Here is a 24,962-nt window from a genome sequence, read left to right as displayed (position 1 = left end):
TCGTTTAGCGATAGCCGATTCTCACTGCAAGGAGCCGCTCGGAACGCCGATGCGCCAAATCTGGAAATCCTTTCGAGCATTGTATTTCGCCTCGCTGATGATGTTGATCGGCTCGGGTCTGTTGAGTACTTACCTGGCGTTGCGCCTGGCTGCCGACCATGTCGACAGTCTGTGGGTCGGTGCGCTGATGGCTGCCAACTATTTCGGCCTGGTGCTGGGGGGCAAGATCGGCCACCGGTTGATTGCCCGGGTCGGGCATATCCGGGCCTATTCGGCGTGTGCCGGGATCGTTGGCGCGGCGGTGCTCGGCCATGGCCTGGTGGACTGGTTGCCGGCCTGGCTGTTTTTGCGGGTGATCGTCGGCCTCGGCATGATGTGCCAGTACATGGTGATCGAGAGCTGGCTCAATGAACAGGCCGATGCCAATCAGCGCGGCATGGTCTTCAGCGGCTACATGATCGCTTCGTACTTGGGGTTGGTTCTGGGGCAGTTGATTCTGGTCATGCACCCAGGGCTGGGGCTTGAATTGCTGATGTTGGTCGCCCTGTGCTTCGCGCTGTGCCTGGTACCCGTGGCCCTGACCCGGCGCATTCACCCGGCACCCTTGCACCCGGCACCGATGGAGCCACGGTTCTTTATCAAGCGCGTGCCGCAGTCACTGAGCACGGTGCTCGGAGCGGGCCTGATCGTCGGTTCGTTCTACGGTCTGGCCCCGCTGTATGCCTCGCAGCAAGGGTTGTCGACCGAGCAGGTCGGTCTGTTCATGGGTAGCTGCATTTTTGCCGGGCTGCTGGTGCAGTGGCCGTTGGGCTGGTTGTCCGACCGCTACGATCGGGCCGTGCTGATCCGCAGTTTCGCGTTCAGCCTGGCACTGGCTGCACTGCCGCTGGCGATCATGCCGCAGGTGCCGCTGGAGGTATTGTTCATCGCCGGGTTCCTCTGTTCGCTGGTGCAGTTCTGCCTGTATCCGTTGGCGGTGGCGTTCTCCAATGACCACGTCGAAGGTGATCGCCGGGTGTCCCTGACGGCGATGTTGCTGGTTACCTATGGCGTGGGTGCGAGTATCGGGCCACTGGTGGCAGGTGTGCTGATGAAACTGTTCGGCAGCCAGATGCTCTATGCGTTCTTCAGTTTCTTTGCGTTGGTGCTGGTATGGCGGATTCGCCCGAAAGCAGTGACCAACCTGCATCAGGTCGACGACGCACCGCTGCATCACGTGGCCATGCCGGACAATATGACGAGTTCGCCACTGGTGGCCTGCCTCGACCCGCGTGTTGACGAGCAAGTGGTGCAGGATCAGATGCACAGTCCGGTGAGTACCGGGCCAGAGCCTGAATCAGAACCTGTCACCGAAACTGAAACCGATCAGCCGCCGCAAGACCCTGATACAGGGCGGGACCCTAACTTCAGCGAGGCCAGGCCTTAAAACCGGGGCACAAAAAACGGGCAGTCACCGCAAGGGACTGCCCGTTTTTTGTTGATGCGCTATCAGATGTCGTCTTTGTCGAAGCGACGCGCTTCGCGTTGCAACTGGTAGACGAAACGTTCGACCTGACGTTGCACCAGCCCGCTCATGTTGTGGAAGCGAACGCCGGCGAAGGTGGTGGAAATCCTTTCTTCGAAGTGCAGATAACGCAACTCGACCGGCGCGGTCATTTTGCCGAAGGGCAGGTCGGCGTTGAAACGGTCGTAAACCTGACCCAGTTGCAGGCTGCCGGTGATGTCGCCGTCGAAGCGCAGTTTGCACCCGGTGGCGGAAATATCCAGCAGCTTGCCGCTGATGGGCGCCTTGAGTTTTTCGCCGTCGAGGTTGACGTTGACCAGTTGTGCCAGCTTCAGCGCGGCGCGGAAGGCATTGCGGCGCTGGTGGTACACCACTTCATCGGGCAGGGGGCCGCGATAGCAGCGGCTGCCACCGGATTCGTCGATGTTCAACTGGCCGTTGCTTTCCCAGGCAATGCGTACGCCTTCGTGGAAGCCTTCGACCCTGAACGACTCGCCCGCCAGCAGGTAACGCTCGCCGTCACGGGGAATCATTTCGTCCAGGGCAATCATGTTGCTGTCACGGTCCAGGTCCACCAGGTAGCTCTGGAAGCGCTGGCTGCGCTCGTGGAACGTGATGATCAGCGGGTCATGGCTTTCGAGCAACTGGCGCAGGTTGCTGGAGATTTCCAAGGGCGTGGAGAGCACCTTGGGTGGCTGCGGAGCATCATCCACGGATAAGGCATTGGACACGTTTAATCAATCTCCAGACAAAATTTGACTACGACTGGCTATCAGTTTGCCAGTATGTTGCGCGTCTTGATAGAGCGGGGGCATTGACCGGCTCATGCCTGACTGAGCGGACGCGGCTTGGCAAGCTTGGAGAATGTTCCGCTGGCATCGTAAAGCGCCGGGGTTTCACCGCCGTTGAGGATTTTCAGCTGGGTGGCTGTAGCGGCCTGTTGAGTGAGGATCGACTGGCCGTTGTTGGCGTTGATGGCCTGGCACTGGGCCAGGAGATCGGTCAGCACGTCACTTTGCGCCAGCAACTGCTCGCCAATGCTCGACTGGCTGGCCAATTGCTCCAGACCGCCACGGTTGGTCGGCAGGTTGAGGTTGGCAAGGATTTCACTGCGCTTGCGGCCATGCTGTTCGAGCAAAACGACCAATGCCTGTTTCTGCGCCAGGATGTTCTCGAGCAATGGCATGTCGCGGCCATGCAATGCGAGGGATTCGGTCTGCAGTAACTCCAGCAGGTGTTGCGCTGGGGCAAAGTCGTCGGTGATCAGTTGCAGTAAATGAGTGTCGTGCATGGCTGGCCTTGGGTTTTAAGCGTCCAAAAGCCTGGCGCCGGCGGTGGCCTAGCGCTGGGCTTCGAAGTTGAGCAGTTTGCTGGCTACACGGTTGCTGTCGACTTTATAGCTGCCATCGGCAATCGCTGCTTTCAATTCGGCCACGCGGGCTTTGTCGACGGCAGGCTGATCGCGCAGCTGTTCAGTGACCTTCTGCAACTGTTGAGCCTCATCGCTGAGATGTACCGATTCCCCGCTTTTGACGGTACCGGCCTGTTCGGCCGCGGACTCCAGCGGCGCGGATTTGCCGGCCTCGGCACTTTCCTTGCTGGCGCTGGTACGTGTACTGCCCGTCAGGGACGAGGAGCTGTTCAAACGGCTGAAATCGATGACCATGATAAAAAACCTCTGGGAATTTGGACGCTTGCCATGGTTTCGGCCATTCCCTGGAAAACTTTAGGCTCATTTATCAATGAACCTTGCGCGCGTCAGCGCATGCCCTGCATGGAGCACAGTCTAGGGAACAGCCGCGGCAAGCGCCACATTCTGATGAACAGAGCGAATTACATGGACACTTCCACCTGCCCCGGCGCCATGACCTGCGCCTTGATGACTCGTTGGGAGTTGAGGTTTTTCACCCGGATCTGCTCGCTCAGGCTGCCGTTTGACAGGGCTTCGCCCGGCATGCGCACGCTGAGGGTACCGCTGCGGGCGGTTATCACCACCTGATCACCCTTGCGGATGACTTCGGCCTGTTCGATATGCACCAGGGTAATCACCTGGTCGGCGACCATTGGTCGGGTCAGTCGCTGCCCGATCGCCTGATCGAGGGCGGTCAGGTAGCCCTGGCTGATGAGGCTGATATCGCGCTCGCGCAGGACCACATCTCCAGGCTCGACAATGGCGGCACGGCGCAGTGGCCGGGCGCTGGTCACGACATCGCGAAACAGGCGGACTTGAGCGGGTACGAACACCGTCCAGGGGGAAGCGCCCTCGCAGCGAACCTTGACCGTAACCCGTCCCAGCGGCTTGGGACTCTCGAGTGTTGCTGTCAATTCCCTGTCGCACATGGGCATGTGCATGCGCGGATCGAGCTGGTTGACCTGGATCTCGTAGCGACCCTCCGTTTGACTGGTCGCCAGATAGTCTTCTACGGTGAATTCAAGAAAGCCCTGAGTGACGCCGATAAGCATGTCAGGCAAGGTAACCGCGTCAGCAAGGGCAGGGCTGCCAGCGTTGAACAGGCAAGCAGCCGCCAGCACGCCGAGCAATTTGCGGTAGGGTGTGGTCAGGCGTCGAAAAAATGTCGGTTTTGTGTTCATAACGATTAAAAAAGCAAGCGCCGTGCCGTTTAGTGATGAAGGCGCGTCGCAACAACACTTGGCGTTGGCGTAGGAGTCTGGCATGGCTGGTGTAATGGATTCGGTAAACCAGCGCACGCAACTGGTGGGGCAGAATCGCCTTGAGTTGTTGTTGTTCCGTCTCGACGGCCAGCAACTGTACGGGATCAATGTGTTCAAGGTTCGGGAGGTGCTGCAATGCCCCAAACTGACGCTGATGCCCAAATCCAGTCCTGTCGTGTGCGGCGTGGCGAACATCCGGGGGGCGACCATTCCGATCCTTGATCTGGCGATGGCAACTGGTTCCGGCGCGTTGAAAGACAAGAACAACCCCTTCGTGATCATCACGGAGTACAACACCAAGACCCAGGGTTTCCTGGTCCGCTCGGTGGAGCGCATCGTCAACATGAACTGGGAGGAGATCCATCCGCCACCCAAGGGCACCGGGCGCGATCACTACCTGACGGCGGTGACGCGGGTCGACAATCAGTTGGTCGAAATCATCGACGTCGAGAAGGTGCTGGCGGAAGTGGCGCCGACGCCGGAAGCGATTTCCGTGGGTGTGGTGGATGTCGAAACCCAGCACAAGGCGCTTTCGTTGCGCGTGCTGACGGTCGACGACTCGTCGGTGGCGCGCAAGCAGGTCACGCGCTGCCTGCAAACGGTCGGCGTGGAAGTGGTGGCGTTGAACGACGGTCGGCAAGCGCTGGACTACCTGCGCAAACTGGTCGACGAGGGCAAGAAGCCGGAAGAAGAGTTCCTGATGATGATCTCCGACATCGAGATGCCGGAGATGGACGGGTACACCCTGACGGCGGAAATCCGCAACGACCCGCGCATGCAAAAGCTTCATATCATCCTGCATACTTCGTTGTCGGGGGTATTCAATCAGGCGATGGTCAAGAAGGTCGGTGCCGATGACTTCCTGGCCAAGTTCCGTCCTGATGACCTGGCATCCCGGGTAGTCGACCGGATCAAAGCAGCAGATATCAGCTAGGGGCCTGCGCCCCTGGCAGTCAACACGATTTAAGAGGCGGCATCATTGTCTACGGGTAATTTGGATTTCGAACAGTTCCGGGTGTTCCTGGAAAAAGCCTGTGGCATTTTGCTCGGTGAAAACAAGCAGTACCTGGTCTCCAGCCGTCTCAACAAACTGATGGAACAGCAAGGCATCAAGTCTTTGGGGGAACTGGTTCAGCGCATGCAGACCCAGCCGCGCAGCGGTTTGCGCGAGCAGGTGGTGGATGCCATGACCACCAACGAAACCCTGTGGTTTCGTGACACCTACCCGTTTGAAGTCTTGAAGAACAAGGTACTGCCCGAAGCGATCAAGGCCAGTCCCGGTCAGCGCCTGCGCATCTGGTCGGCAGCATGCTCGTCGGGCCAGGAGCCGTATTCGTTGTCGATGTCCATCGACGAGTTCGAGCGGGTCAACATGGGCCAGTTGAGGATGGGCGTACAGATTGTTGCCACTGACCTGTCCGGTACCATGCTGAACAACTGCAAGACCGGCGAGTACGACAGCCTGGCCATCGGCCGCGGCCTGTCGCCTGAGCGCCTGCAGCGTTATTTCGACCCGAAAGGGCCGGGGCGCTGGGCGATCAAGGCGCCGATCAAGAGCCGGGTGGAATTCCGTTCCTTCAACCTGCTGGACAGCTACGCGAGCCTCGGCAAGTTCGACATCGTGTTTTGCCGCAATGTGTTGATCTACTTCTCCGCCGAGGTGAAGAAGGACATCCTGCTGCGCATCCACAGCACATTGAAGCCAGGCGGTTACCTGTTTCTCGGTGCTTCCGAAGCGTTGAACGGTTTGCCGGATCATTACCAGATGGTCCAGTGCAGCCCGGGGATCATTTACCAGGCGAAGTGAATTTGCCGGCGTCATCGAAAACGGGAGTCCTTATAGGCTCCCGTTTTTTGTGTGCTGATTTCTTGCAAACGCTGCTGGCCCCTGTGGGAGCGAGCTTGCTCGCGATAGCGTCCTGACAGTCGAGTTCAACTTTCCCTGACACACCGCAATCGCGAGCAAGCTCGCTCCCACAGGGGCGGCGGTGTTCTGAAAAGGGTGAGGAGGCGGCAGAAAAGCGGCATCCGGCGGAAAACCGTTGCCGCTTTTCTGGCATTGCCGTGTCGCCATGGCCTGCAAGGCCCCGGTTTCCGGGGTTTTCTGAATTGGCATGGGGCTTGCTAAGTTGATTCTACGAAAAATCAGGTCACCCGAAGGTTTCCCGACATGAGCATCAGCTTCGATAAAGCGCTCGGTATCCACGAACAAGCCCTGGGCTTCCGAGCCCAGCGTGCCGAAGTCCTGGCCAACAACATCGCCAACGCCGATACCCCGAACTACAAGGCTCGGGACCTGGACTTCTCGAAAGTGCTCGCCGAGCAGAACGAGAAAACCAAAAGCGGCACTTTCGCCTTGAACATGACCAACAGCCGTCATATCGAGGCTGAAGGCCTGGGCAATGGCGACGAGTCGTTGCTGTATCGCACGCCGATGCAACCGTCGATTGACCAGAACACCGTGGACGCCCAGCTGGAGCAGTCGAACTACGCGGAAAACGCGATCGGCTTCCAGGCCAGCTTCACCCTGCTCAACAGCAAATTCAAAGGGCTGGTGTCAGCTCTGCGCGGAGAGTAAGCCATGTCTCTATCCAGTGTTTTCAACATTGCCGGTAGCGGCATGAGTGCGCAGACCACGCGTTTGAACACCGTCGCTTCGAACATCGCCAACGCCGAAACGGTCTCGTCGAGCATCGACCAGACCTACCGTGCGCGTCACCCGGTATTTGCCACCATGTTCCAGGGCGGGCAGAGCGGCGGCAGCGATTCGCTGTTCCAGAGCCAGGACGCCGCCGGTCAGGGTGTTCAGGTGCTGGGTGTGGTCGAAGACCAGAGCAATCTTGACGCGCGCTACGAGCCGAACCATCCGGCGGCCGATGCCAAGGGTTACGTCTACTACCCGAACGTCAATGTGGTGGAGGAAATGGCCGACATGATTTCCGCAAGCCGTTCGTTCCAGACCAACGCCGAAATGATGAACACCGCCAAAACCATGATGCAGAAGGTCCTGACCCTCGGTCAGTGATAAGGGGCGACTCAGATGAGTGTTACCGATTCCACCAGTGGTTTGAGCCTCAACGATATCCTGGCCAACTCCTCGATCAAGACCAGCACCACGACTGACGGCCTCGCATCGGCAACCGGCAGCGCCACGGGCAACAAGGCCCTGGGCAAGGATGCATTCCTGAAATTGCTGGTTACTCAGTTGAAAAACCAGAACCCGCTGGAACCCCAGGACAACGGCGAATTCGTGGCCCAGCTGGCGCAATTCAGTAGCCTGGAAGGCATCACCACGCTCAACGATACGGTGACCGGCCTGGCCAGCAACTACAACTCGTCCCAGGCCTTGCAAGCGTCGTCGCTGGTGGGGCGTTCGGTCATCGCTCCAGGCGACAAGGCCGTGGTCGATACCACCAAGAGCCTCAGCGGCACGGTGGTCGTTCCGTCTTCGGTGGCGTCTGCCACCCTGAAGATCACCGACGCAGCCGGCAAGACAGTGCGCACCATCGACCTCGGTTCACAGAAGGCCGGCAACGCCAGCTTCATCTGGGACGGCAAGAACGATGCGGGTGAGACCGTACCTGCAGGCACCTATACCTTCGGCGCCACGACCACGATCGATGGTCAGTCCGTTGCGTTGATCACCAACCTGCCCGCGACCGTCAACAGCGTGACCATCAGCCAGACTGGCGGTGAGTTGATGCTCAATCTGGCCGGGCTGGGCAGCGTTGCTCTGTCCAAAGTACAAACCATTGGTATGTAGAGCCGACTAACACGGCATAAAGGAGTGGATGATGTCTTTTAATATCGGCCTTAGCGGTCTCTATGCAGCCAACAAACAACTGGACGTGACCGGCAACAACATCGCCAACGTCGCGACCACCGGTTTCAAATCGTCCCGTGCAGAATTCGAAGACGTGTACTCGGCGACCCGCCTGGGTACCGGCAGCAAGACCGTCGGCAACGGCGTGCGCCTGGCCAACGTTTCCCAGCAGTTCGGCCAGGGTGACGTGAGCAACACCGGCAACGTGCTCGATATGGGTATCCAGGGCAACGGTTTCTTTGTCCTGAGCAACAACGGCTCGCTGACCTATACCCGTGCCGGTACGTTCAAGACCGACAAGGAAGGCTACGTCACCAACAGCGACGGTACTGCCCGCCTGCAAGGTTACGGTGTGGACTCCAACGGCAAGATCGTCAATGGCGTGCTGACGGACCTGCGGATCGACACGTCCAACCTGGCACCGAAGTCCACCAGCACCGTGTCGTCGACGATCAACCTGAACTCGACGTCGGCAGTGATCGACCAGACGGTTGCGGCGAACAAGTTCAACCCGTCCAAGACCGAGACCTTTACCAAGTCGTTCAGTACCCCGATCTACGATACACAGGGTAACCAGCACACCATGGATCAATACATGGTCAAGACTGGAGCGAACACGTGGGACACCTACACACTGATCGATGGCCGCAATCCGGATGGCAGTGATCCTACTGTTACCGCGCCGGTTGCTTCGACCATGTCGTTCGATTCCACCGGCAAACTGACTTCGGTCAGCACGCCAGTGACGCCACCAACCACGCCACCGACTTCGGTGATCAGCAGTGACCTGAAAATCACCAACTGGACCCCGGGCAGTGTCACCAATGGCGTCTGGACAGCCAACGGTGCCGCAGCCGATCCAGCAGGGTTGACCATCGCCATGGCCAACACTACCCAGTTCAATGCCGACACCGCGCGTTCGATTCCGGCGCAGAACGGTTACGCCACCGGCCAGATCACCAACCTGACCATCGACGGCAGCGGTGTGCTGCTGGCCAACTTCAGCAACAACCAGACCAAGCCGATCGGCCAGATTTCCCTGGCCAGCTTCACCAACGAGCAAGGCCTGCAGCCGGTAGGCGGCACCAGCTGGAAAGAAACCTACGCGTCGGGTATCCCGGGCTACGATGCGCCGGAGACCGGCACCCTGGGTTCGATCGTTTCCAACTCTCTGGAAGAGTCCAACGTCAATCTGACCAATGAACTGGTCGACCTGATCAAGGCGCAGAGCAACTACCAGGCGAACGCCAAGACCATCTCCACCCAGAGCACCATCATGCAGACCATCATTCAGATGACTTGATGCCGGTTGGCTGAACATGCTGCACAAGGAGCCCTTCGCAAGAAGGGCTTTTTTGTGCTCGCCGAAAGCCTGTAGGAACAGGCAAAAGAAAACCCCCGACCCGCCAGAGGCTGATCGGGGGTTTCGAGCAAGCACCTTTGGGTGCTTGCTGGCTCAGCTTATTGGCAAGCTTCGCAATCCGGCTCGTCGATGGCGCAAGCCTTTGGCACTGGAGCGGGACCTGCAGGCGCCGCCAGGACCGAGTCGTCACCGTGGTTGCCGCCGCTGGAAACCGCGTTCAGCTTGCCGGTGTTGATGGTCGACTTCTCGGTGCTGGTCGCAGCCAGGGCACGGAGGTAGTAAGTGGTTTTCAGGCCACGGTACCAGGCCATGCGGTAGGTCACGTCCAGTTTCTTGCCCGAAGCGCCAGCGATGTACAGGTTCAGCGACTGAGCCTGGTCGATCCACTTCTGACGACGGCTGGCGGCGTCAACGATCCACTTGGTGTCCACTTCGAAGGCAGTCGCGTAGAGCTCTTTGAGTTCTTGCGGGATGCGCTCGATCTGCTGCACCGAACCGTCGTAGTACTTCAGGTCGTTGATCATGACCGAGTCCCACAGGCCGCGAGCCTTCAGGTCGCGAACCAGGTACGGGTTGATCACGGTGAATTCGCCCGACAGGTTCGATTTCACATACAGGTTCTGGTAGGTCGGCTCGATCGACTGCGATACGCCAGTAATGTTGGCGATGGTTGCGGTCGGTGCGATGGCCATGATGTTGGAGTTACGGATACCTTTCTGCACACGGGCGCGAACCGGTGCCCAGTCCAGGGATTCTTTCAGGTCGACATCGATGTACTTCTGGCCACGGGCTTCGATCAGGATTTGTTGCGAATCCAGCGGCAGGATGCCTTTGGACCACAGCGAACCCTGGAAGGTCTCGTAGGCGCCACGCTCATCAGCCAGGTCGCAGGAAGCCTGGATCGCGTAGTAGCTGACCGCTTCCATCGACTTGTCGGCGAACTCGACGGCAGCGTCGGAACCGTAAGGGATGTGCTGCAGGTACAGCGCATCCTGGAAGCCCATGATGCCCAGGCCGACCGGACGGTGCTTGAAGTTGGAGTTCTTCGCTTGCGGCACCGAGTAGTAGTTGATGTCGATAACGTTATCGAGCATGCGCACGGCAGTGTTCACGGTGCGTTCCAGCTTGGCGGTGTCCAGCTTGCCGTCGACAATGTGGTTCGGCAGGTTGATCGAGCCCAGGTTGCAAACGGCGATCTCGTCCTTGTTGGTGTTCAAGGTGATCTCGGTGCACAGGTTCGAGCTGTGGACCACGCCCACGTGCTGCTGCGGGCTGCGCAGGTTGCACGGGTCCTTGAAGGTCAGCCATGGGTGGCCGGTTTCGAACAGCATGGACAGCATCTTGCGCCACAGGTCTTTGGCCTGGATGGTCTTGAACAGCTTGACCTTGCCTGGGTACTCGGTCAGGGCTTCGTAGTACTCGTAACGCTCTTCGAAGGCCTTGCCGGTCAGGTCGTGCAGATCCGGCACTTCGGATGGCGAGAACAGGGTCCACTTGCCGTCATCGAAGACACGCTTCATGAACAGGTCAGGGATCCAGTTGGCGGTGTTCATGTCGTGGGTACGACGACGATCATCACCGGTGTTCTTGCGCAGTTCGATGAACTCTTCGATGTCCATGTGCCAGGTTTCCAGGTAGGCACAGACAGCGCCTTTGCGCTTGCCACCCTGGTTAACGGCGACGGCGGTGTCGTTCACTACTTTGAGGAACGGTACAACGCCCTGGGACTTGCCGTTGGTGCCCTTGATGTACGAACCCAGTGCACGGACTGGCGTCCAGTCGTTGCCCAGGCCGCCGGCGAACTTGGACAGCATGGCGTTGTCGTGGATCGCGTGGTAGATGCCCGACAGGTCATCCGGCACGGTGGTCAGGTAGCAGCTCGACAGCTGTGGACGCAGGGTGCCGGCGTTGAACAGGGTCGGGGTCGACGACATGTAGTCGAAGGACGACAACAGGTTGTAGAACTCGATGGCACGGGCTTCGCGGTCTTTCTCTTCGATCGCCAGGCCCATGGCCACGCGCATGAAGAACACCTGCGGCAGTTCGAAACGGATACCGTCCTTGTGGATGAAGTAACGGTCGTACAGGGTTTGCAGGCCCAGGTAGGTGAACTGCTGGTCGCGCTCGTGGTTGATCGCCTTGCCGAGTTTTTCCAGGTCGAAATTGGCCAGCTCAGGGTTCAGCAGCTCGTATTCGATACCTTTGGCGATGTAGGCCGGCAGCGCCTTGGCGTACAGGTCGACCATCTCGTGGTGAGTGGCGCTCTCGGCTACACCGAGGAAGCCCAGGCCTTCGGCACGCAGGGTGTCCATCAGCAGGCGCGCGGTCACGAAAGAGTAGTTCGGCTCGCGTTCAACCAGGGTGCGGGCAGTCATTACCAGGGCGGTGTTGACGTCGGTCAGGGCCACGCCGTCGTACAGGTTCTTCAGAGTTTCGCGCTGGATCAGGTCGCCGTCGACTTCTTCCAGGCCTTCGCACGCTTCGGTGACGATGGTGTTCAGGCGACCCATGTCCAGTGGCGCCAGGCTGCCGTCGGCGCGGGTGATGCGGATCGACGGGTGAGCGTTGACCGCTTCCTCGGCCGGGGCGTGGGCAGCGCGTTCTTTCGAACGACCGTCACGGTAGATTACGTAGTCGCGGGCGACTTTCTGCTCGCCGGCACGCATCAGGGCCAGTTCGACCTGGTCCTGGATTTCTTCGATGTGGATGGTGCCGCCCGATGGCATGCGACGCTTGAAGGTCGCGGTGACCTGTTCGGTCAGGCGGGCAACGGTGTCGTGGATTCGCGACGAGGCAGCGGCGGTGCCGCCTTCAACTGCGAGAAACGCTTTGGTGATGGCGACGGTGATTTTGTCATCGGTGTAGGGAACGACAGTGCCGTTGCGCTTGATCACACGCAGTTGGCCTGGCGCGGTGGCGGACAGATCCGAATTCGAATCAGCGGCCTGCGGCAAGGTGCCCTGCGGGTTCTCGCGAGTTGTGTCGGTTTGCATGGGGGGGGGTCTCCACATTCTCTATGTTTGTTTGGGCACCATCACGGTGCCCACCGTTCCGTCCTGAAGCACTACAACCGGCGAGCGCCGGGCATAACAACTTCGGGACAGTAGGAAGGGGGCTATAGGGCGCCGCTTCCATGCCGAAGTCTTTGGTCTCACGCCTTGGGCCTGAGACCGGAGTCCTTTGAGGGTGACAGTTGGGACTGCAACACCCGTACCGTTTTGACCACTCGGGGCCGAAATACAGTAGCCATCCGCACGCGCGGTTTGGTCTTTCAAAAATACGTATGGTTCAACCGGACAGAGGCAATAAAAGCGCTTGAAATTGGTGTCTGGTTTGTGTTTGGTTTTTCGCGCAAAACCCTACATCTAGGGGTTTTTTAGCGCCGGGGTACAAGATAATGCGTTTTGGGGGGCGATTGCAACGTACTGCCTGTGGATAAACCTGTGCGTAAATTGTGTGTGAAAGAGGTAACCGGCGTGTAGGCCGCGACGCTGCTGGACCGGACCTTTTTTCAGCGATTTTCAACCATCGAAAACGCTCGGGCGGATTTTTAAGGGCGCGAACCCTATCACAAAAAACCCTGTTGTCCGAACGCATTTACCCGCTTGTGTTCTCGACGGGCGGCGTTTATACAATCGGCCCAGTGTGTATACATATTTATCCCCCCGAATCATTACAAAAAGAGGGGCGGATCCTTCCTTATTAGTGTTTTTGGCAAGCAGAGGTCACCCGTGGAGCAAGAAGCCTGGCAGGTATTGATTGTGGAGGACGACCAGCGACTAGCCGAACTGACCCGCGATTACCTGGAAGCCAATGGCCTGCGTGTATCGATCGAAGGCAATGGTGCGCTCGCTGCGAATCGCATTATCAAGGAACAACCGGACCTGGTGATCCTCGACCTGATGCTCCCCGGTGAAGATGGCCTGAGCATTTGCCGCAAGGTCCGCGCCCGATATGACGGCCCGATCCTGATGCTCACTGCCCGCACCGATGACACTGACCAAATTCTCGGCCTGGACCTGGGGGCTGACGACTACGTCTGCAAACCGGTACGCCCGCGCCTGCTGCTGGCGCGCATCCAGGCACTGCTGCGCCGTAGCGAAACGCCCGAAGTCGCCCCGGAAAAACAGCGGCGTCTACAGTTCGGCCCGCTGATCGTCGATAACGCCTTGCGCGAAGCCTGGCTGCAGGGCAACGGCATCGAGCTGACCAGCGCCGAATTCGACCTGCTCTGGCTACTGGTGGCCAATGCCGGGCGTATCCTTTCCCGGGAAGAGATCTTCACCGCGCTGCGGGGCATTGGCTATGACGGTCAGGACCGCTCCATCGATGTGCGCATCTCGCGCATCCGCCCGAAGATCGGCGATGACCCGGAGCATCCACGGCTGATCAAGACCGTGCGCAGCAAAGGCTATCTGTTCGTTCCCGAGGCTTGCGTAGATCCGTCCCTGTGAACTCGATCTTCCTGCGTATCTATGGCGGCATGTGCGCCGCGCTGATTCTGGTGGCGGTGCTCGGTGTGCTGGCGTTGCACCTGCTAAATGAGGTGCGCAGCGAGCAATACCGCGAGCGCCTGGCCCACGGCACGTTCTCGCTGATGGCCGACAACCTGCAACCGATGAACCAGACCGAACGACATCGGGCCTTGCTGGTGTGGGAGCGGCTGCTGGGGATTCCGCTGGCGCTGAAAACCTTTGCCGAGACCGACCTCGACCTGACCCAGCGCACCCGTGTGTTGCGCGGTCAGGCACTGGTGGAACAGACCGGGCCGCACGCAGCGAAGGTCTACAAGCTGGTCAGCGACAAGGAACAGTTGATGCTCACAGGGGAAGTGCAGCAGATCAGCGAGCAACTGGCCCGGGCGACCATCTACCTGTTGACCGATGAACTGGTGCGCACCCCGGTCGCCGACCAACCCTTGCGCCTGGCGCAATTGAAGGAAAGCAAGGGTTTCGGCTTCGATCTGCGCCTGGTCACGGTTGACGAGGCGGACATGGATGAAGACCAGAGCCGTCGGGTATCCGAGGGCGATACGGTGATGGCGCTGGGCAAGGGGGGGGATTCGATCCGGGTATTTGCCGGCATGGTGGGCACGCCGTGGGTCCTGGAAATCGGCCCTTTGTATCAGATGAATCCTTATCCGCCGGAGTGGTTGGTGTTGATCGCCGCGCTGGGCCTGACGCTGATCGGTTTGATCGTCTATCTGTTGGTGCGTCAGCTGGAGCGACGCTTGCGTGGACTGGAAGCCGCCGCCACGCGCATTGCCAAAGGCAGCCTGGAAACCCGTGTGCCGGCGCGCGGCGCGGACTCGGTGGGACGGCTGGCCTCGGCGTTCAACGGCATGGCCGAACACTTGCAGCAGTTGCTGGCGATCCAGCGCGAACTGGTGCGTGCGGTGTCCCACGAATTGCGCACGCCGGTTGCACGCCTGCGCTTTGGCCTGGAGATGATCGGCTCGGCCACCACACCGCAAGCCCTGGAAAAATACTGCCAGGGCATGGACCACGACATCGAGGACCTCGACCGGCTGGTGGACGAGATGCTGACTTACGCGCGGTTGGAGCAGGGCTCGCCGGCACTGAACTTTCAGCGGATCGATCTGGATGCCTTGGTCGATCAGGTGATCGAAGAACTGGCGCCGTTGCGCGCCGACGTCACGGTGCAACGGGGCTTGTGTCTATCGGCTGCCGATAACGACGACGCCTGGGTCGAGGCTGAACCGCGCTATCTGCATCGGGCGATCCAGAACCTGGTGACTAATGCCATGCGCCACGCGCAATCACGGGTAACCATCAGCTATCAAGTGGGGCAGCAGCGATGCCGAGTGGATATCGAGGATGACGGGCCGGGTGTGCCGGAGTCGGCGTGGGAAAAGATCTTTACGCCGTTCCTGCGTCTCGACGACAGCCGTACCCGCGCGTCTGGAGGCCATGGGTTAGGCCTGTCCATTGTGCGGCGCATCATCCATTGGCATGGCGGGCGCGCGTTGATCGGCAAGAGCAAGAGCCTGGGCGGGGCGTGCTTCAGTCTGAGCTGGCCGCGCAATCAGGAAAAGCGTTGAGCCTTGTGTTGTCTGTTGCGGCCCCATCGCGAACAAGCTCGCTCCCACACTGGATCCCTTATGGGAGCGAGCTTGCTCGCGATGGCGGCCTGACAGGCGCCAAATACTTCAGGCCTTGATGCTGACCAGACTCAGCAACTGCCCGTCCTTGACCCCGAACTGCGCATCCAGCTCGGTGCCATTGCGCCATTCGCTGGACAGATCGGTGAGCAGTCGCAACCGCACCTCACCCGACTCACGCCACTCCAGCACTTCGGCGTGTTCGAAATAAAAGCGTTGCTGAACGATCGGATAGAGCGCCTTGAACAGGCTTTCCTTGACCGAGAATGTCAGGGTGACCAGCAGCGCCCGTTGATCGTGATCACCGGCCGCCATGCGCTGTAGCTCCGGCGGATTGAGGATTTCCCCGGCCAGGCGTTCGGCCCGTTCGGCATTGAGCAGGTTTTCCAGGTCCATGCCCAGGCCGCGCCAATGGCTTTTGTTCGCCACGATCGCTGCGGCCCGGCCAGTGCTGTGGGTGATCGAACCAGTGATATGAGCAGGCCAGACCGGTGCCCGGTCTTCACCGATGGCCGGAATGAAACTCAAGCCTTCCAGTCGCTGTAACGCGGCCCGGGCACACACTCGCCCGGCGAGAAATTCCGCCTGCCGTTTGGCCACCGAGCGCTGGATGCTCGCCGGCGCTTCGACAGCGCTGCGCTGGAAGTCATCGCTGTCCAGTCGGGCGCTATCGAAATGAGTACTCAGCAGGACCGTATCGGGCAGCGCAAACGGCAGCGGCCAATGGTCATCGAGGGGCGTGCAGCAGACGGGCAGGGCGGGGGTTGAGTTCATATCTGGCATTTTGCCGGGTTGGCTTGAGGCTGGGTAGTGCAAAGCTTCTGACGAGTTGGTAGTCGGTGCCCGCCTTTTCCATTGCATGGTCGGATCTGCTGCTGAAACGTGTCGAAATATTCGGGGCGGGTCGGTTCAGCCCAGGTTCAGGGTGCGTTCAGGGGGAGTTCAGGGCGCGGTGCGTAACCTTGCCTCGTACCCAAAAAACAATCGGCACATGAGGAAACTCCCCAATGACTGGATTCAAAAAACTGCTTCTGGCATTCACGGTTCTGAGCGCAAGCACCGCAGCTTTCGCGTCCGACGACAACTTCGCCAGCCTTACTCTTGGACAGACCAGCGACAAGGTTAAAAAATCCCACGCCCTGAACGACAACCTCAATCACCCGAACGCCGATGGCGTAATCGGCAAGGACACCACCTGGGGTGTTCGTCTGGGCCAGCAAAACACCAAGGGCCGCTACTACGCCACTTACGACAATGTGTCGGGCTCGCACAACGGCATTAAACTGCGTCAGGAAAATCTCCTGGGCAGCTACGATCTGTTCTACCCGGTGGGCGCTAGCACCAGGCTGTTCGGTGGCGCCACGGCCGGCCTGACCAAAATGACTCAGGAGTCGCCAGGCTTCAGCCGCGACAGTGATATCGGCTACGCCATCGGTGGCCAAGTGGGTGTGCTGCAACAGGTTTCGCAAAACACCTCGGTTGAACTGGGTTACCGTTACCTGCGCAGCAACGCCAGCACCGAGATGAGTGAGCGCGGCGGCAGCAAGCAGGGTTCGCTGGACCTGACCAGCAGCGCCCAGACTTACCTGTCCGCCAACTACGCTTTCTGACAAGCGTTTCGTGAACGGCCTGCGCCGGATCAGCCTGAGTGACTGATCCGGCGTTGCCATGTTAGCTCTTGAGGTGCGACGTTGCGCCTATGGAGATGTTGATTTGCCCGGGAGAGCAATATGAAATTGCTGGTCGTCGAAGATGAAGCGCTGCTGCGTCATCACCTGCAAACCCGCCTGACGGAGAGCGGCCACGTGGTCGAGTCCGTGGCCAACGCCGAGGAGGCGCTGTACCAGACAGCCCAGTTCAACTTTGACCTGGCGGTGATCGACCTCGGTCTGCCGGGCATTAGCGGGCTCGACCTGATCCGGCAGTTGCGCTCAAGTGGCAAAACCTTCCCGATCCTGATCCTCACTGCGCGCGGTAACTGGCAGGACAAGGTCGAAGGCCTGGCCGCCGGCGCCGATGATTATCTGGTCAAGCCGTTTCAGTTCGAAGAACTGGAGGCCCGCCTGAATGCCTTGCTGCGACGCTCCAGCGGTTTCACCCAGTCGACCATCGTCGCTGGCCCGTTACTGCTGGATCTGAACCGCAAGCAGGCGTCCCTCGACGATCAGCCGTTGGCACTGACTGCGTATGAGTACCGCATTCTCGAATACCTGATGCGTCACCATCAGCAAGTGGTGCCCAAGGATCGCTTGATGGAACAGCTCTACCCGGATGACGACGAGCGTGATCCGAATGTGATCGAGGTGCTGGTCGGCCGTCTGCGCCGCAAACTGGAGGGGCCGGGCGGGTTCAAACCGATCGACACCGTGCGCGGCCTGGGCTACCTGTTCAACGAGCGTTGCACTTGATCCGTTCGCTGCGCATACGCTTGATGCTCGCCGCCACGCTGTTGGCGGTGTTGTTCATGCTGGCGTTGCTGCCTGCGATGCAGGGTGCCTTCAGCCTGGCGCTGCAGGACTCCATCGAGCAGCGTCTGGCATCCGACGTGACCACGCTGATCTCGGCCGCCCGGGTGGAGAACAACAGCCTGCAGATGCCAGCGCAATTGCCCGACGAGCGCTTCAATCTCACCGACAGCCGATTGCTCGGCTATATCTATGACCGTGAAGGACAACTGGTCTGGCGTTCGAAGGCGACCCAGGAAGAACGCATCAACTACAAGCCGCGCTATGACGGACGTGGCAGCGAGTTTGCGCGGATCCGCGAAGCCAATGGCCAGGAGTTCTTCGTCTACGACGTCGAGGTCAAGTTGCTCGGCGGCAAAAGTGCAGCCTTCAGCATCGTGGCGTTGCAGCCGGTTCGCGAGTACGAACTGACCCTCGAAGGTCTGCGGGAAAATCTCTATCTGGGTTTTGGCGCGGCACTGCTGGTGCTGCTGGCGTTGCTGTGGATCGGCCTGACCTGGGGCTTGCAGGCATTGCGGCGCTTGAGCCAGGAACTGGACCAGATCGAAGGTGGCACCCGCGAAAGCCTCAGTGAGGAACATCCCCGGGAGTTGCTGCGCCTGACCGGTTCCCTCAACCGTTTGCTGCATAGTGAGCGTGAGCAGCGCAGTCGCTATCGTGATTCCCTCGACGACCTGGCTCATAGCCTGAAAACGCCCTTGGCGGTGCTGCAAGGCGTCAGTGAAGACATGGCCCAGCGTCCCGAGGATCGCGATCAGGCCTGGGTGCTGCAAACCCAGATCGAACGCATGAGCCAGCAGATCAGCTACCAGTTGCAGCGCGCCAGCCTGCGCAAAAGCGGCCTGGTACGTCATCAGGTGCATTTGCGGCCGGTACTGAAAAGCTTGTGTGACACGCTGGACAAGGTTTACCGCGACAAGCGCGTACACGTCGCGTTCGATTTGCCCGACCCATGTTACGTACCGATCGAGCAGGGTGCCCTGCTGGAAATGATGGGCAATCTGCTGGAAAACGCCTATCGCCTGTGCCTGGGCGAAATACGCATCAGTGTGCGTGAAACCCTCAGCGGCACGCAGTTGTGTGTCGAGGACGACGGCCCTGGCGTACCACAGGATCAGCGCGCACGGATTCTCGAGCGCGGAGAACGCCTGGACCGCCAGCACCCGGGGCAGGGTATCGGCCTGGCGGTGGTCAAGGACATCATCGAGAGCTACCACGCCCAGCTGACCCTGGGGGATTCACCGATGGGCGGAGCGGCGTTCCGGATTTATTTTCCGGCGGTGTGAACGGGTATTTGATAGCAGTCTTTTCGGGCTACAGGCATCAAGCGTTAAACGACCGGCAACAATGTTTTGTTGGCGTTCAGCCGTTTGGTGGCAAGTAATAAGCCTCGCCTTATTGACGACATGCACACGCAGAGTCTGTGTTGCTCGCATGAGTGGATAGGGGCTGAAGCGTTACAAGCCACCAAAGGAGATAAGGATGGAAAGGAAGAAAGTTTGGCTGACGTTTGACGACGGTCCTCGGCAAGCCCAGACCGAAACCGTGCTGGAAACACTGGAGCTGTTTGATATCAAGGCAACGTTTTTTATTGTTGGCAATCTGGTTGCCAGGCATGGCGAGCGTATCAAGCGCATCCTGGGCGAAGGGCACCGGATCGGCAATCACACTTACGATCATCTAAGACTGGTCGGCCAGGACAAAGACACCATCATCGATCAAGTCAAAATGACGGAGCAGGCGCTGACTCCCTACCAGCAGCCGGACCTGATCATGAGGCCGCCTTATGGCGCTCACGACGCGATGGTCGATCGCACTGTCGCCGAGTTGGGGTACCGGCAGGTTCTCTGGAGCGTGGATACCCTGGACTGGAGCAGCAACTACCAACCGGGGGGCTGGGTATCCCATGGTGTTGAGCAAGTAAGGAAAAGAAAGAATTCCATTGTGCTGATGCATGACATACATGCGACCACGGCCAATAATCTTGGCCGGTTCATCGGACAAGTGAACCTGCTGGGCGATGTGGACTTCGAGTCACCGGCCACACTGGCGATTGCGCCGGTCAGTCAGTTGAATATGTATGTGGTGGTAAGGGGCGATACATTGTCCACAATTGCCAGAGAGTTTTATGGCGATGCTGCCAAATACCTACTGATCTTTAATGCGAACAGGTCGGTGCTGGATCATCCAGACAAAATTTACCCTGGCCTGTCACTGATCATCCCGCCTCCAGGGTAAGCGTTCGCCAAATCTGGACGGGGTGTAACGCGGGTGCTGAAAATTCAGTTCTCCTGCGCCCGATAAGCCCCCGGCGTTAGCCCCGTCCATTTCTTGAACGCCCGGTGAAACGCCGATGGCTCGGAAAACCCCAACTGCTCGGCGATCTGTTGCAACGACAGGTCGGCGCGGCTCAGGTGATAAATCGCGATGTCCCGGCGCAACTGGTCCTTCAATTCCTGAAAGCTCGAACCCTCTTCCCGCAAATGCCGGCGCAAGGTCTGCGGGCTGATGTGCAGGTGGGCGGCCACGGCTTCCAGGTCGGGCCAGTGTGAACTGTCGCGACTGAGCAAGCGCCGCAGGCGGCTGCTCAAGCTGTCGCCATCGTCCGGGCGCGAGAGCAGGTCGGCGGGGGAGCGTTCGAGGAAATGCTTGAGGGTGCGTTCATCCTGCAACAACGGCATGGCCAGGTAGCGGCTGTGAAACAACAGGCTGCTCTGGGGCCTGGAAAACTCAAGCGGACAGGAAAACAGCAGGTCGTACTCGGCGCCGTGTTCCGGCCGGGGGTAGCTGAACGTGGCCTGTTCCAGGCGAATGCGCTGGCCGATCAGCCAGCTGCCGAAACGGTGCCAGATCACCAGCAGGCTTTCACTGAGGAAATGATCCGGGTCCCAGAGCTGCGAGTCGTCCAGGCTCAGGCGCACCCATTCATCTTCGCGGCTCAGGGTCAAACGCGGCGCCCCGGGGAACAGGCTGTAAAACAACAAGCCGCGATGGAGTGCCTTATCCAGGCTGCGGCAGTGAATCACGGCATGGCACATCATTGCGAAGCTGCCCGGCCTGCTTGGGGCTTGCCCGAACCCGAGGTACTCGTCGTCCAGTGCCAGCCATAACGCCTGGATCAGTTGGGTGAATTGCTCCGGAGCGATGCGTGCCCGGGGTTCGTCCAGCAACTCGGGGCTGATTCCCAGTTGCTGTAGCAAGCCCGAATAGTCGTAGCCGTGCCGACGCGCACCACACAGGGCGGCGCGGGCGAAGTGACTGGCGATGGTACGTTCGCGCATGGCAGCAGATCTGACCGTTGATCGACGGATGTTAGCTGCGCGCCGCGGGCGTGAACAGGGCGGATATCCGCCAAATTGCAGGACGACTTTCAGTGCAGGGGCGGAAATCCGCCACATGCTTGTAGCCGTTCGGTGACAGGGAATTCGCTGCAACCCCAGATATAAAAAGGCTTGCAGGGGGTTTTACGGAAGGTGGCACGGGCCTTGCGATACAACGAGCAGATGCCTGCCGTTGCGCAGCTCGAAAAAACAAATCCCTCCAGTGCAGGAGGGTTCGCAATCGCGGTGTTGCGGGCAACAGCTGGATGTTGTCACCGGGCACCTTTGAGGAACTTTGCAATGACGACTCGTCAGCCACTGTATAAATCCCTGTACTTCCAGGTGATCGTTGCCATCGCTATCGGCATTTTGCTCGGTCACTTCTACCCGCAGACCGGTGTAGCCCTCAAACCGCTGGGTGACGGGTTCATCAAACTGATCAAAATGGTCATCGCGCCGATCATCTTCTGTACCGTCGTCAGTGGTATCGCCGGCATGCAGAACATGAAATCGGTCGGCAAGACCGGCGGCTATGCGCTGCTGTACTTCGAAATCGTGTCCACCCTTGCCTTGCTGATCGGCCTGGTCGTGGTCAACGTCGTGCAACCGGGTGCCGGCATGCACATCGACGTATCGACCCTGGATACCAGCAAAATCGCTGGCTTCATCTCGGCTGGTAAAGACCAAAGCATCATTGCCTTTGTCCTCAACGTGATCCCGAACACCATCGTCGGCGCGTTCGCCAACGGCGACATCCTGCAAGTGCTGATGTTCTCGGTGATCTTCGGTTTCGCCCTGCATCGCCTGGGTGCCTACGGCAAGCCGGTGCTGGACTTCATCGATCGCTTTGCTCACGTGATGTTCAACATCATCAACATGATCATGAAGCTCGCTCCAGTCGGTGCGTTCGGTGCGATGGCGTTCACCATCGGTGCCTACGGCGTCGGTTCGCTGGTGCAACTGGGCCAGTTGATGATCTGCTTCTACATCACCTGCATCCTGTTCGTGCTCCTGGTACTGGGTGCCATCTGCCGCGCGCACGGTTTCAGCGTCATCAAATTGATTCGCTACATCCGTGAAGAACTGCTGATCGTGCTGGGCACTTCCTCTTCGGAATCCGCTCTGCCACGCATGCTGATCAAATTGGAACGCCTGGGTGCACAGAAATCCGTTGTGGGTCTGGTGATCCCGACTGGTTACTCGTTCAACCTCGACGGTACGTCGATCTACCTGACCATGGCCGCTGTGTTCATCGCTCAGGCGACTGACACCCCAATGGACCTCACTGCCCAGATCACCTTGCTGCTGGTGCTGCTGTTGTCCTCCAAGGGCGCCGCCGGTGTGACCGGTAGTGGCTTCATCGTGTTGGCTGCCACCCTGTCCGCCGTGGGCCACCTGCCGGTTGCCGGCTTGGCGCTGATCCTCGGTATCGACCGCTTCATGTCCGAAGCCCGTGCCCTGACCAACCTGGTGGGTAACGCTGTTGCGACCCTGGTCGTGGCCAAGTGGGTGAAAGAGCTGGACGAAGACACGCTGCAAGTCGAACTGGCTTCCGGCGGTCGCGGTATCTCCGACGAGCGTGAAGTAGACGACCTGGGCGTGGCCGAAGGCCCAGCCCCGGCCAGCGTCAAGTAAACGCTCAACAGAAACTCGGCCTGCAATGAAAAACCCGCTTCGGCGGGTTTTTCATGCCTGCGATTTGAGCGCAACGGTCACCGCCAGTGACGCATCAGGTGATTGCTGCGATGTTCTCGGCTGCCTAGGCTTGGAGGATCGCACTGGAGAACACTTATGCTCGGTCCACTGGCATCACTCAAGGTTCTGGATTTCTCGACACTGCTACCGGGGCCGTTCGCCTCGTTGCTGCTGGCGGACATGGGCGCCGAAGTGCTGCGCATCGAATCGCCGACCCGCATGGATTTGCTGCGGGTGTTGCCGCCCCACGATCAAGGTGTGTCAGCCAGTCATGCCTATCTCAATCGCAACAAGCGCAGCCTGGCCCTGGATCTCAAGCAGCCTGAGGCGCTGGAGGTGATCAGGTCGTTGCTGCAGGACTACGACATTGTGCTCGAGCAGTTCCGTCCGGGTGTCATGGAGCGTCTGGGCCTGGGTTACGAAGCCCTGAAGGCGATCAATCCGAGACTGATTTATGTGTCGATCACCGGCTATGGCCAGACGGGCCCCTACAAGGACCGCGCCGGTCATGACATCAACTACCTGGCCCTGTCCGGGCTGGCGAGTTACACCGGCCGTGCCGACACTGGGCCGTTGCCGTTGGGCATGCAGGTGGCGGATGTCGCCGGTGGTTCGCTGCACGGGGTGATTGGCTTGCTGGCGGCAGTCATCGCCCGACAGCAAACCGGGCAGGGCCAGCACCTGGATGTCAGCATGACCGACTGCGCGTTCAGCCTCAATGCGATGGCCGGTGCCGGGTATCTGGCCTGCGGCGTCGAGCCGGGACCGGAAAACCAGGTGCTCAATGGCGGCAGTTTCTACGATTACTACCGCTCCCGGGATGGGCGCTGGCTGTCGGTGGGCAGCCTGGAGCCGGTCTTCATGAAACAGTTGTGCACGGCATTGGGTCTGGAGGAATTGGCCGGCCTCGGCCTGTCACCGCAACCGGCGCATCAGAAACAGCTTAAAGACGCGCTGAAGCTCGAATTCGAAAAGCATGACTTTGCCGAGTTGCGCGCGCTGTTCGCAGAGCTGGATGCGTGTGTCGAGCCAGTGTTGAGCCTGGGAGAAGCGCTCGGTCATCCGCAGTTGCAGGCGCGGGAGTTGGTGGCCGACGTACCTCGTGGCGATGGCTCGACCCAGGCGCAGATGGCGTGCCCGTTGAAGTTTTCGCAAGGTTTGCCGGAGCCCCGGCATATTGGCGCGGCGCTGGGGCAGCATACGGATCAGGTGTTGGGAGAGTTGGGGTTCAGTGCTGAGCGGATCGAGCAGTTGCGGCGGGCCAAGGTGATTCTTTAGTGCCTGTCAGGCCGCCATCGCGAGCAAGCTCGCTCCCACACTGGGTTTGTGTCACGCCACAGATTCTCTGTGGGAGCGAGCTTGCTCGCGATAGCGGCAGCACAAACACCGAAAATCCAACTACTCGACCCGCATCTCGCCACTGAACACCAACGTATTGCGGCACCGCCGACACAAATACCGCCGTCCCTGCCGAACCAGGCTGTGGCGCTGTGCCGAAAACGGGAAGTCGCTGTCGACGCACGGGCACTTGTAGATGTAGCGGGTCACGCTGCGGCGTTTGACGTCATAGGTGTGGCAGCGGTTGGGCGGCAGTTCGTACACGCCGCGCATGATCAGTTGCCACTCTTCACCATGGGGTTGGATGCGGTCGCCGAACAGTTGGTGGGCGATCAGGTGCGCGACTTCATGGGCCACGGTCTGCTTGAGGAAATCTTCGGTATTTTCCCGGTACAGCTGCGGGTTGAAGCGCAGCAGGTTCTCGTGCAAATGCGCGACACCGGCTTTTTGCCCGCGCAGCTTGAGGCTCACCACGGGGCGCTTGAAAGGTCGTTTAAAAAAGGATTCGGCTAGTTGGAAACAGTCTTCGACGCGGGTATTGAGTTGCTCGGGCATGCTTGATGGATCTCCAGAGCGGTCGAGTATGCCGCAACCCTCGGACCTTGCGAATCACCAGGTTGCCGAATGGTCGTGTGCGTTCTCGTTGCTGAAGAATGAAAA

General features: G+C 59.6%; 23 protein-coding genes. 15 read left to right on the top strand and 8 right to left on the bottom strand.

Annotated elements, in window-relative coordinates; all coding sequences use genetic code 11:
* The first annotated feature begins 49 nt into the window (after positions 1-49).
* The gene (locus AC1Q6Y_RS03355) at positions 50-1,426 is read left to right on the top strand and encodes an MFS transporter (RefSeq protein ID WP_102669972.1); all 1,377 of its coding nucleotides are present in this window, start codon (positions 50-52) and stop codon (positions 1,424-1,426) included.
* Positions 1,427-1,488: 62 nt separating this feature from the next.
* Here AC1Q6Y_RS03355 and AC1Q6Y_RS03350 read toward each other — a convergent pair whose 3' ends face one another.
* From AC1Q6Y_RS03350 to flgA, 4 genes are all read right to left on the bottom strand, one after another.
* Positions 1,489-2,235: a flagellar brake protein gene (locus AC1Q6Y_RS03350; RefSeq protein ID WP_057713627.1), complete on the bottom strand. Its 747-nt coding sequence runs from the start codon at positions 2,233-2,235 to the stop codon at positions 1,489-1,491.
* A gap of 92 nt (positions 2,236-2,327) precedes the next feature.
* A complete protein-coding gene (locus AC1Q6Y_RS03345) occupies positions 2,328-2,795 on the bottom strand; it encodes a flagella synthesis protein FlgN (protein ID WP_057713628.1) in 468 nt (155 codons plus the stop codon).
* A gap of 48 nt (positions 2,796-2,843) precedes the next feature.
* Entirely contained in the window at positions 2,844-3,170 is a 327-nt protein-coding gene (gene flgM / locus AC1Q6Y_RS03340; protein WP_057713629.1) for a flagellar biosynthesis anti-sigma factor FlgM, read from the bottom strand.
* A gap of 167 nt (positions 3,171-3,337) precedes the next feature.
* A complete protein-coding gene (flgA, locus tag AC1Q6Y_RS03335; protein WP_492624035.1) occupies positions 3,338-4,096 on the bottom strand; it encodes a flagellar basal body P-ring formation chaperone FlgA in 759 nt (252 codons plus the stop codon).
* A gap of 82 nt (positions 4,097-4,178) precedes the next feature.
* On the opposite strand from flgA, the gene AC1Q6Y_RS03330 reads away from it, so the two are divergent.
* The 6 genes from AC1Q6Y_RS03330 (at position 4,179) to flgE (ending at position 9,303) form a co-directional block, all read left to right on the top strand.
* Entirely contained in the window at positions 4,179-5,111 is a 933-nt protein-coding gene (locus AC1Q6Y_RS03330) for a chemotaxis protein CheV (RefSeq protein ID WP_007980130.1), read from the top strand.
* A gap of 45 nt (positions 5,112-5,156) precedes the next feature.
* A complete protein-coding gene (cheR, locus tag AC1Q6Y_RS03325; RefSeq protein WP_007980127.1) occupies positions 5,157-5,984 on the top strand; it encodes a protein-glutamate O-methyltransferase CheR in 828 nt (275 codons plus the stop codon).
* Between the two features lie 363 nt (positions 5,985-6,347).
* On the top strand, positions 6,348-6,755 hold the full coding sequence (gene flgB, locus AC1Q6Y_RS03320) for a flagellar basal body rod protein FlgB (RefSeq protein ID WP_008051530.1): 408 nt from the start codon (positions 6,348-6,350) through the stop codon (positions 6,753-6,755).
* Between the two features lie 3 nt (positions 6,756-6,758).
* The gene (flgC, locus tag AC1Q6Y_RS03315; RefSeq protein ID WP_057713632.1) at positions 6,759-7,202 is read left to right on the top strand and encodes a flagellar basal body rod protein FlgC; all 444 of its coding nucleotides are present in this window, start codon (positions 6,759-6,761) and stop codon (positions 7,200-7,202) included.
* Positions 7,203-7,217: 15 nt separating this feature from the next.
* On the top strand, positions 7,218-7,940 hold the full coding sequence (flgD, locus tag AC1Q6Y_RS03310) for a flagellar hook assembly protein FlgD (protein ID WP_057713633.1): 723 nt from the start codon (positions 7,218-7,220) through the stop codon (positions 7,938-7,940).
* 31 nt (positions 7,941-7,971) lie between these two features.
* On the top strand, positions 7,972-9,303 hold the full coding sequence (flgE, locus tag AC1Q6Y_RS03305) for a flagellar hook protein FlgE (RefSeq protein WP_057713634.1): 1,332 nt from the start codon (positions 7,972-7,974) through the stop codon (positions 9,301-9,303).
* Between the two features lie 158 nt (positions 9,304-9,461).
* Here flgE and AC1Q6Y_RS03300 read toward each other — a convergent pair whose 3' ends face one another.
* Entirely contained in the window at positions 9,462-12,356 is a 2,895-nt protein-coding gene (locus tag AC1Q6Y_RS03300; RefSeq protein ID WP_057713635.1) for a ribonucleoside-diphosphate reductase subunit alpha, read from the bottom strand.
* Between the two features lie 738 nt (positions 12,357-13,094).
* Here AC1Q6Y_RS03300 and AC1Q6Y_RS03295 point away from each other — a divergent pair.
* Both AC1Q6Y_RS03295 and AC1Q6Y_RS03290 read left to right on the top strand, forming a co-directional pair.
* Positions 13,095-13,817, top strand: coding sequence for a response regulator (locus AC1Q6Y_RS03295; protein WP_008051517.1), 723 nt, complete (start codon positions 13,095-13,097; stop codon positions 13,815-13,817).
* Positions 13,814-15,424 (top strand): ATP-binding protein, encoded by a 1,611-nt coding sequence (locus AC1Q6Y_RS03290; RefSeq protein WP_057713636.1) that lies wholly within the window; start codon positions 13,814-13,816, stop codon positions 15,422-15,424. The genes AC1Q6Y_RS03295 and AC1Q6Y_RS03290 overlap by 4 nt, the downstream gene beginning before the upstream one ends.
* Positions 15,425-15,532: 108 nt before the next feature.
* Here AC1Q6Y_RS03290 and AC1Q6Y_RS03285 read toward each other — a convergent pair whose 3' ends face one another.
* Positions 15,533-16,258: a 4'-phosphopantetheinyl transferase family protein gene (locus AC1Q6Y_RS03285; protein ID WP_198530231.1), complete on the bottom strand. Its 726-nt coding sequence runs from the start codon at positions 16,256-16,258 to the stop codon at positions 15,533-15,535.
* A 233-nt stretch (positions 16,259-16,491) separates the two neighbouring features.
* Between AC1Q6Y_RS03285 and AC1Q6Y_RS03280 the strand changes: the two genes are divergently transcribed.
* From AC1Q6Y_RS03280 to AC1Q6Y_RS03265, 4 genes are all read left to right on the top strand, one after another.
* Complete coding sequence (locus tag AC1Q6Y_RS03280; RefSeq protein ID WP_057713637.1) at positions 16,492-17,094, top strand: hypothetical protein; 603 nt, start codon at positions 16,492-16,494, stop codon at positions 17,092-17,094.
* A gap of 120 nt (positions 17,095-17,214) precedes the next feature.
* Complete coding sequence (locus AC1Q6Y_RS03275; RefSeq protein WP_057713638.1) at positions 17,215-17,892, top strand: response regulator transcription factor; 678 nt, start codon at positions 17,215-17,217, stop codon at positions 17,890-17,892.
* Positions 17,889-19,235, top strand: a complete 1,347-nt coding sequence (locus AC1Q6Y_RS03270; RefSeq protein WP_090457300.1) for an ATP-binding protein — start codon at positions 17,889-17,891, stop codon at positions 19,233-19,235. The genes AC1Q6Y_RS03275 and AC1Q6Y_RS03270 overlap by 4 nt, the downstream gene beginning before the upstream one ends.
* 196 nt (positions 19,236-19,431) lie before the next feature.
* On the top strand, positions 19,432-20,187 hold the full coding sequence (locus tag AC1Q6Y_RS03265) for a polysaccharide deacetylase family protein (RefSeq protein ID WP_057713640.1): 756 nt from the start codon (positions 19,432-19,434) through the stop codon (positions 20,185-20,187).
* A 44-nt stretch (positions 20,188-20,231) separates the two neighbouring features.
* On the opposite strand, the gene AC1Q6Y_RS03260 is transcribed toward AC1Q6Y_RS03265, so the two are convergent.
* Complete coding sequence (locus AC1Q6Y_RS03260) at positions 20,232-21,230, bottom strand: AraC family transcriptional regulator (protein WP_218494352.1); 999 nt, start codon at positions 21,228-21,230, stop codon at positions 20,232-20,234.
* Between the two features lie 339 nt (positions 21,231-21,569).
* On the opposite strand from AC1Q6Y_RS03260, the gene AC1Q6Y_RS03255 reads away from it, so the two are divergent.
* On the top strand, positions 21,570-22,904 hold the full coding sequence (locus AC1Q6Y_RS03255) for a dicarboxylate/amino acid:cation symporter (protein WP_057713642.1): 1,335 nt from the start codon (positions 21,570-21,572) through the stop codon (positions 22,902-22,904).
* Positions 22,905-23,060: 156 nt separating this feature from the next.
* Positions 23,061-24,242 (top strand): CaiB/BaiF CoA transferase family protein, encoded by a 1,182-nt coding sequence (locus tag AC1Q6Y_RS03250; protein ID WP_057713643.1) that lies wholly within the window; start codon positions 23,061-23,063, stop codon positions 24,240-24,242.
* A gap of 120 nt (positions 24,243-24,362) precedes the next feature.
* Here the strand turns inward: AC1Q6Y_RS03250 and AC1Q6Y_RS03245 are convergent, their stop codons facing one another.
* On the bottom strand, positions 24,363-24,857 hold the full coding sequence (locus tag AC1Q6Y_RS03245) for a SprT family zinc-dependent metalloprotease (RefSeq protein WP_057713644.1): 495 nt from the start codon (positions 24,855-24,857) through the stop codon (positions 24,363-24,365).
* Between the last annotated feature and the right edge of the window lie 105 nt (positions 24,858-24,962).

The sequence above is a fragment of the Pseudomonas sp. GW823-FHT06E10 genome (assembly GCF_058794995.1).
This window is presented reverse-complemented; position numbering and strand designations above follow the sequence as displayed.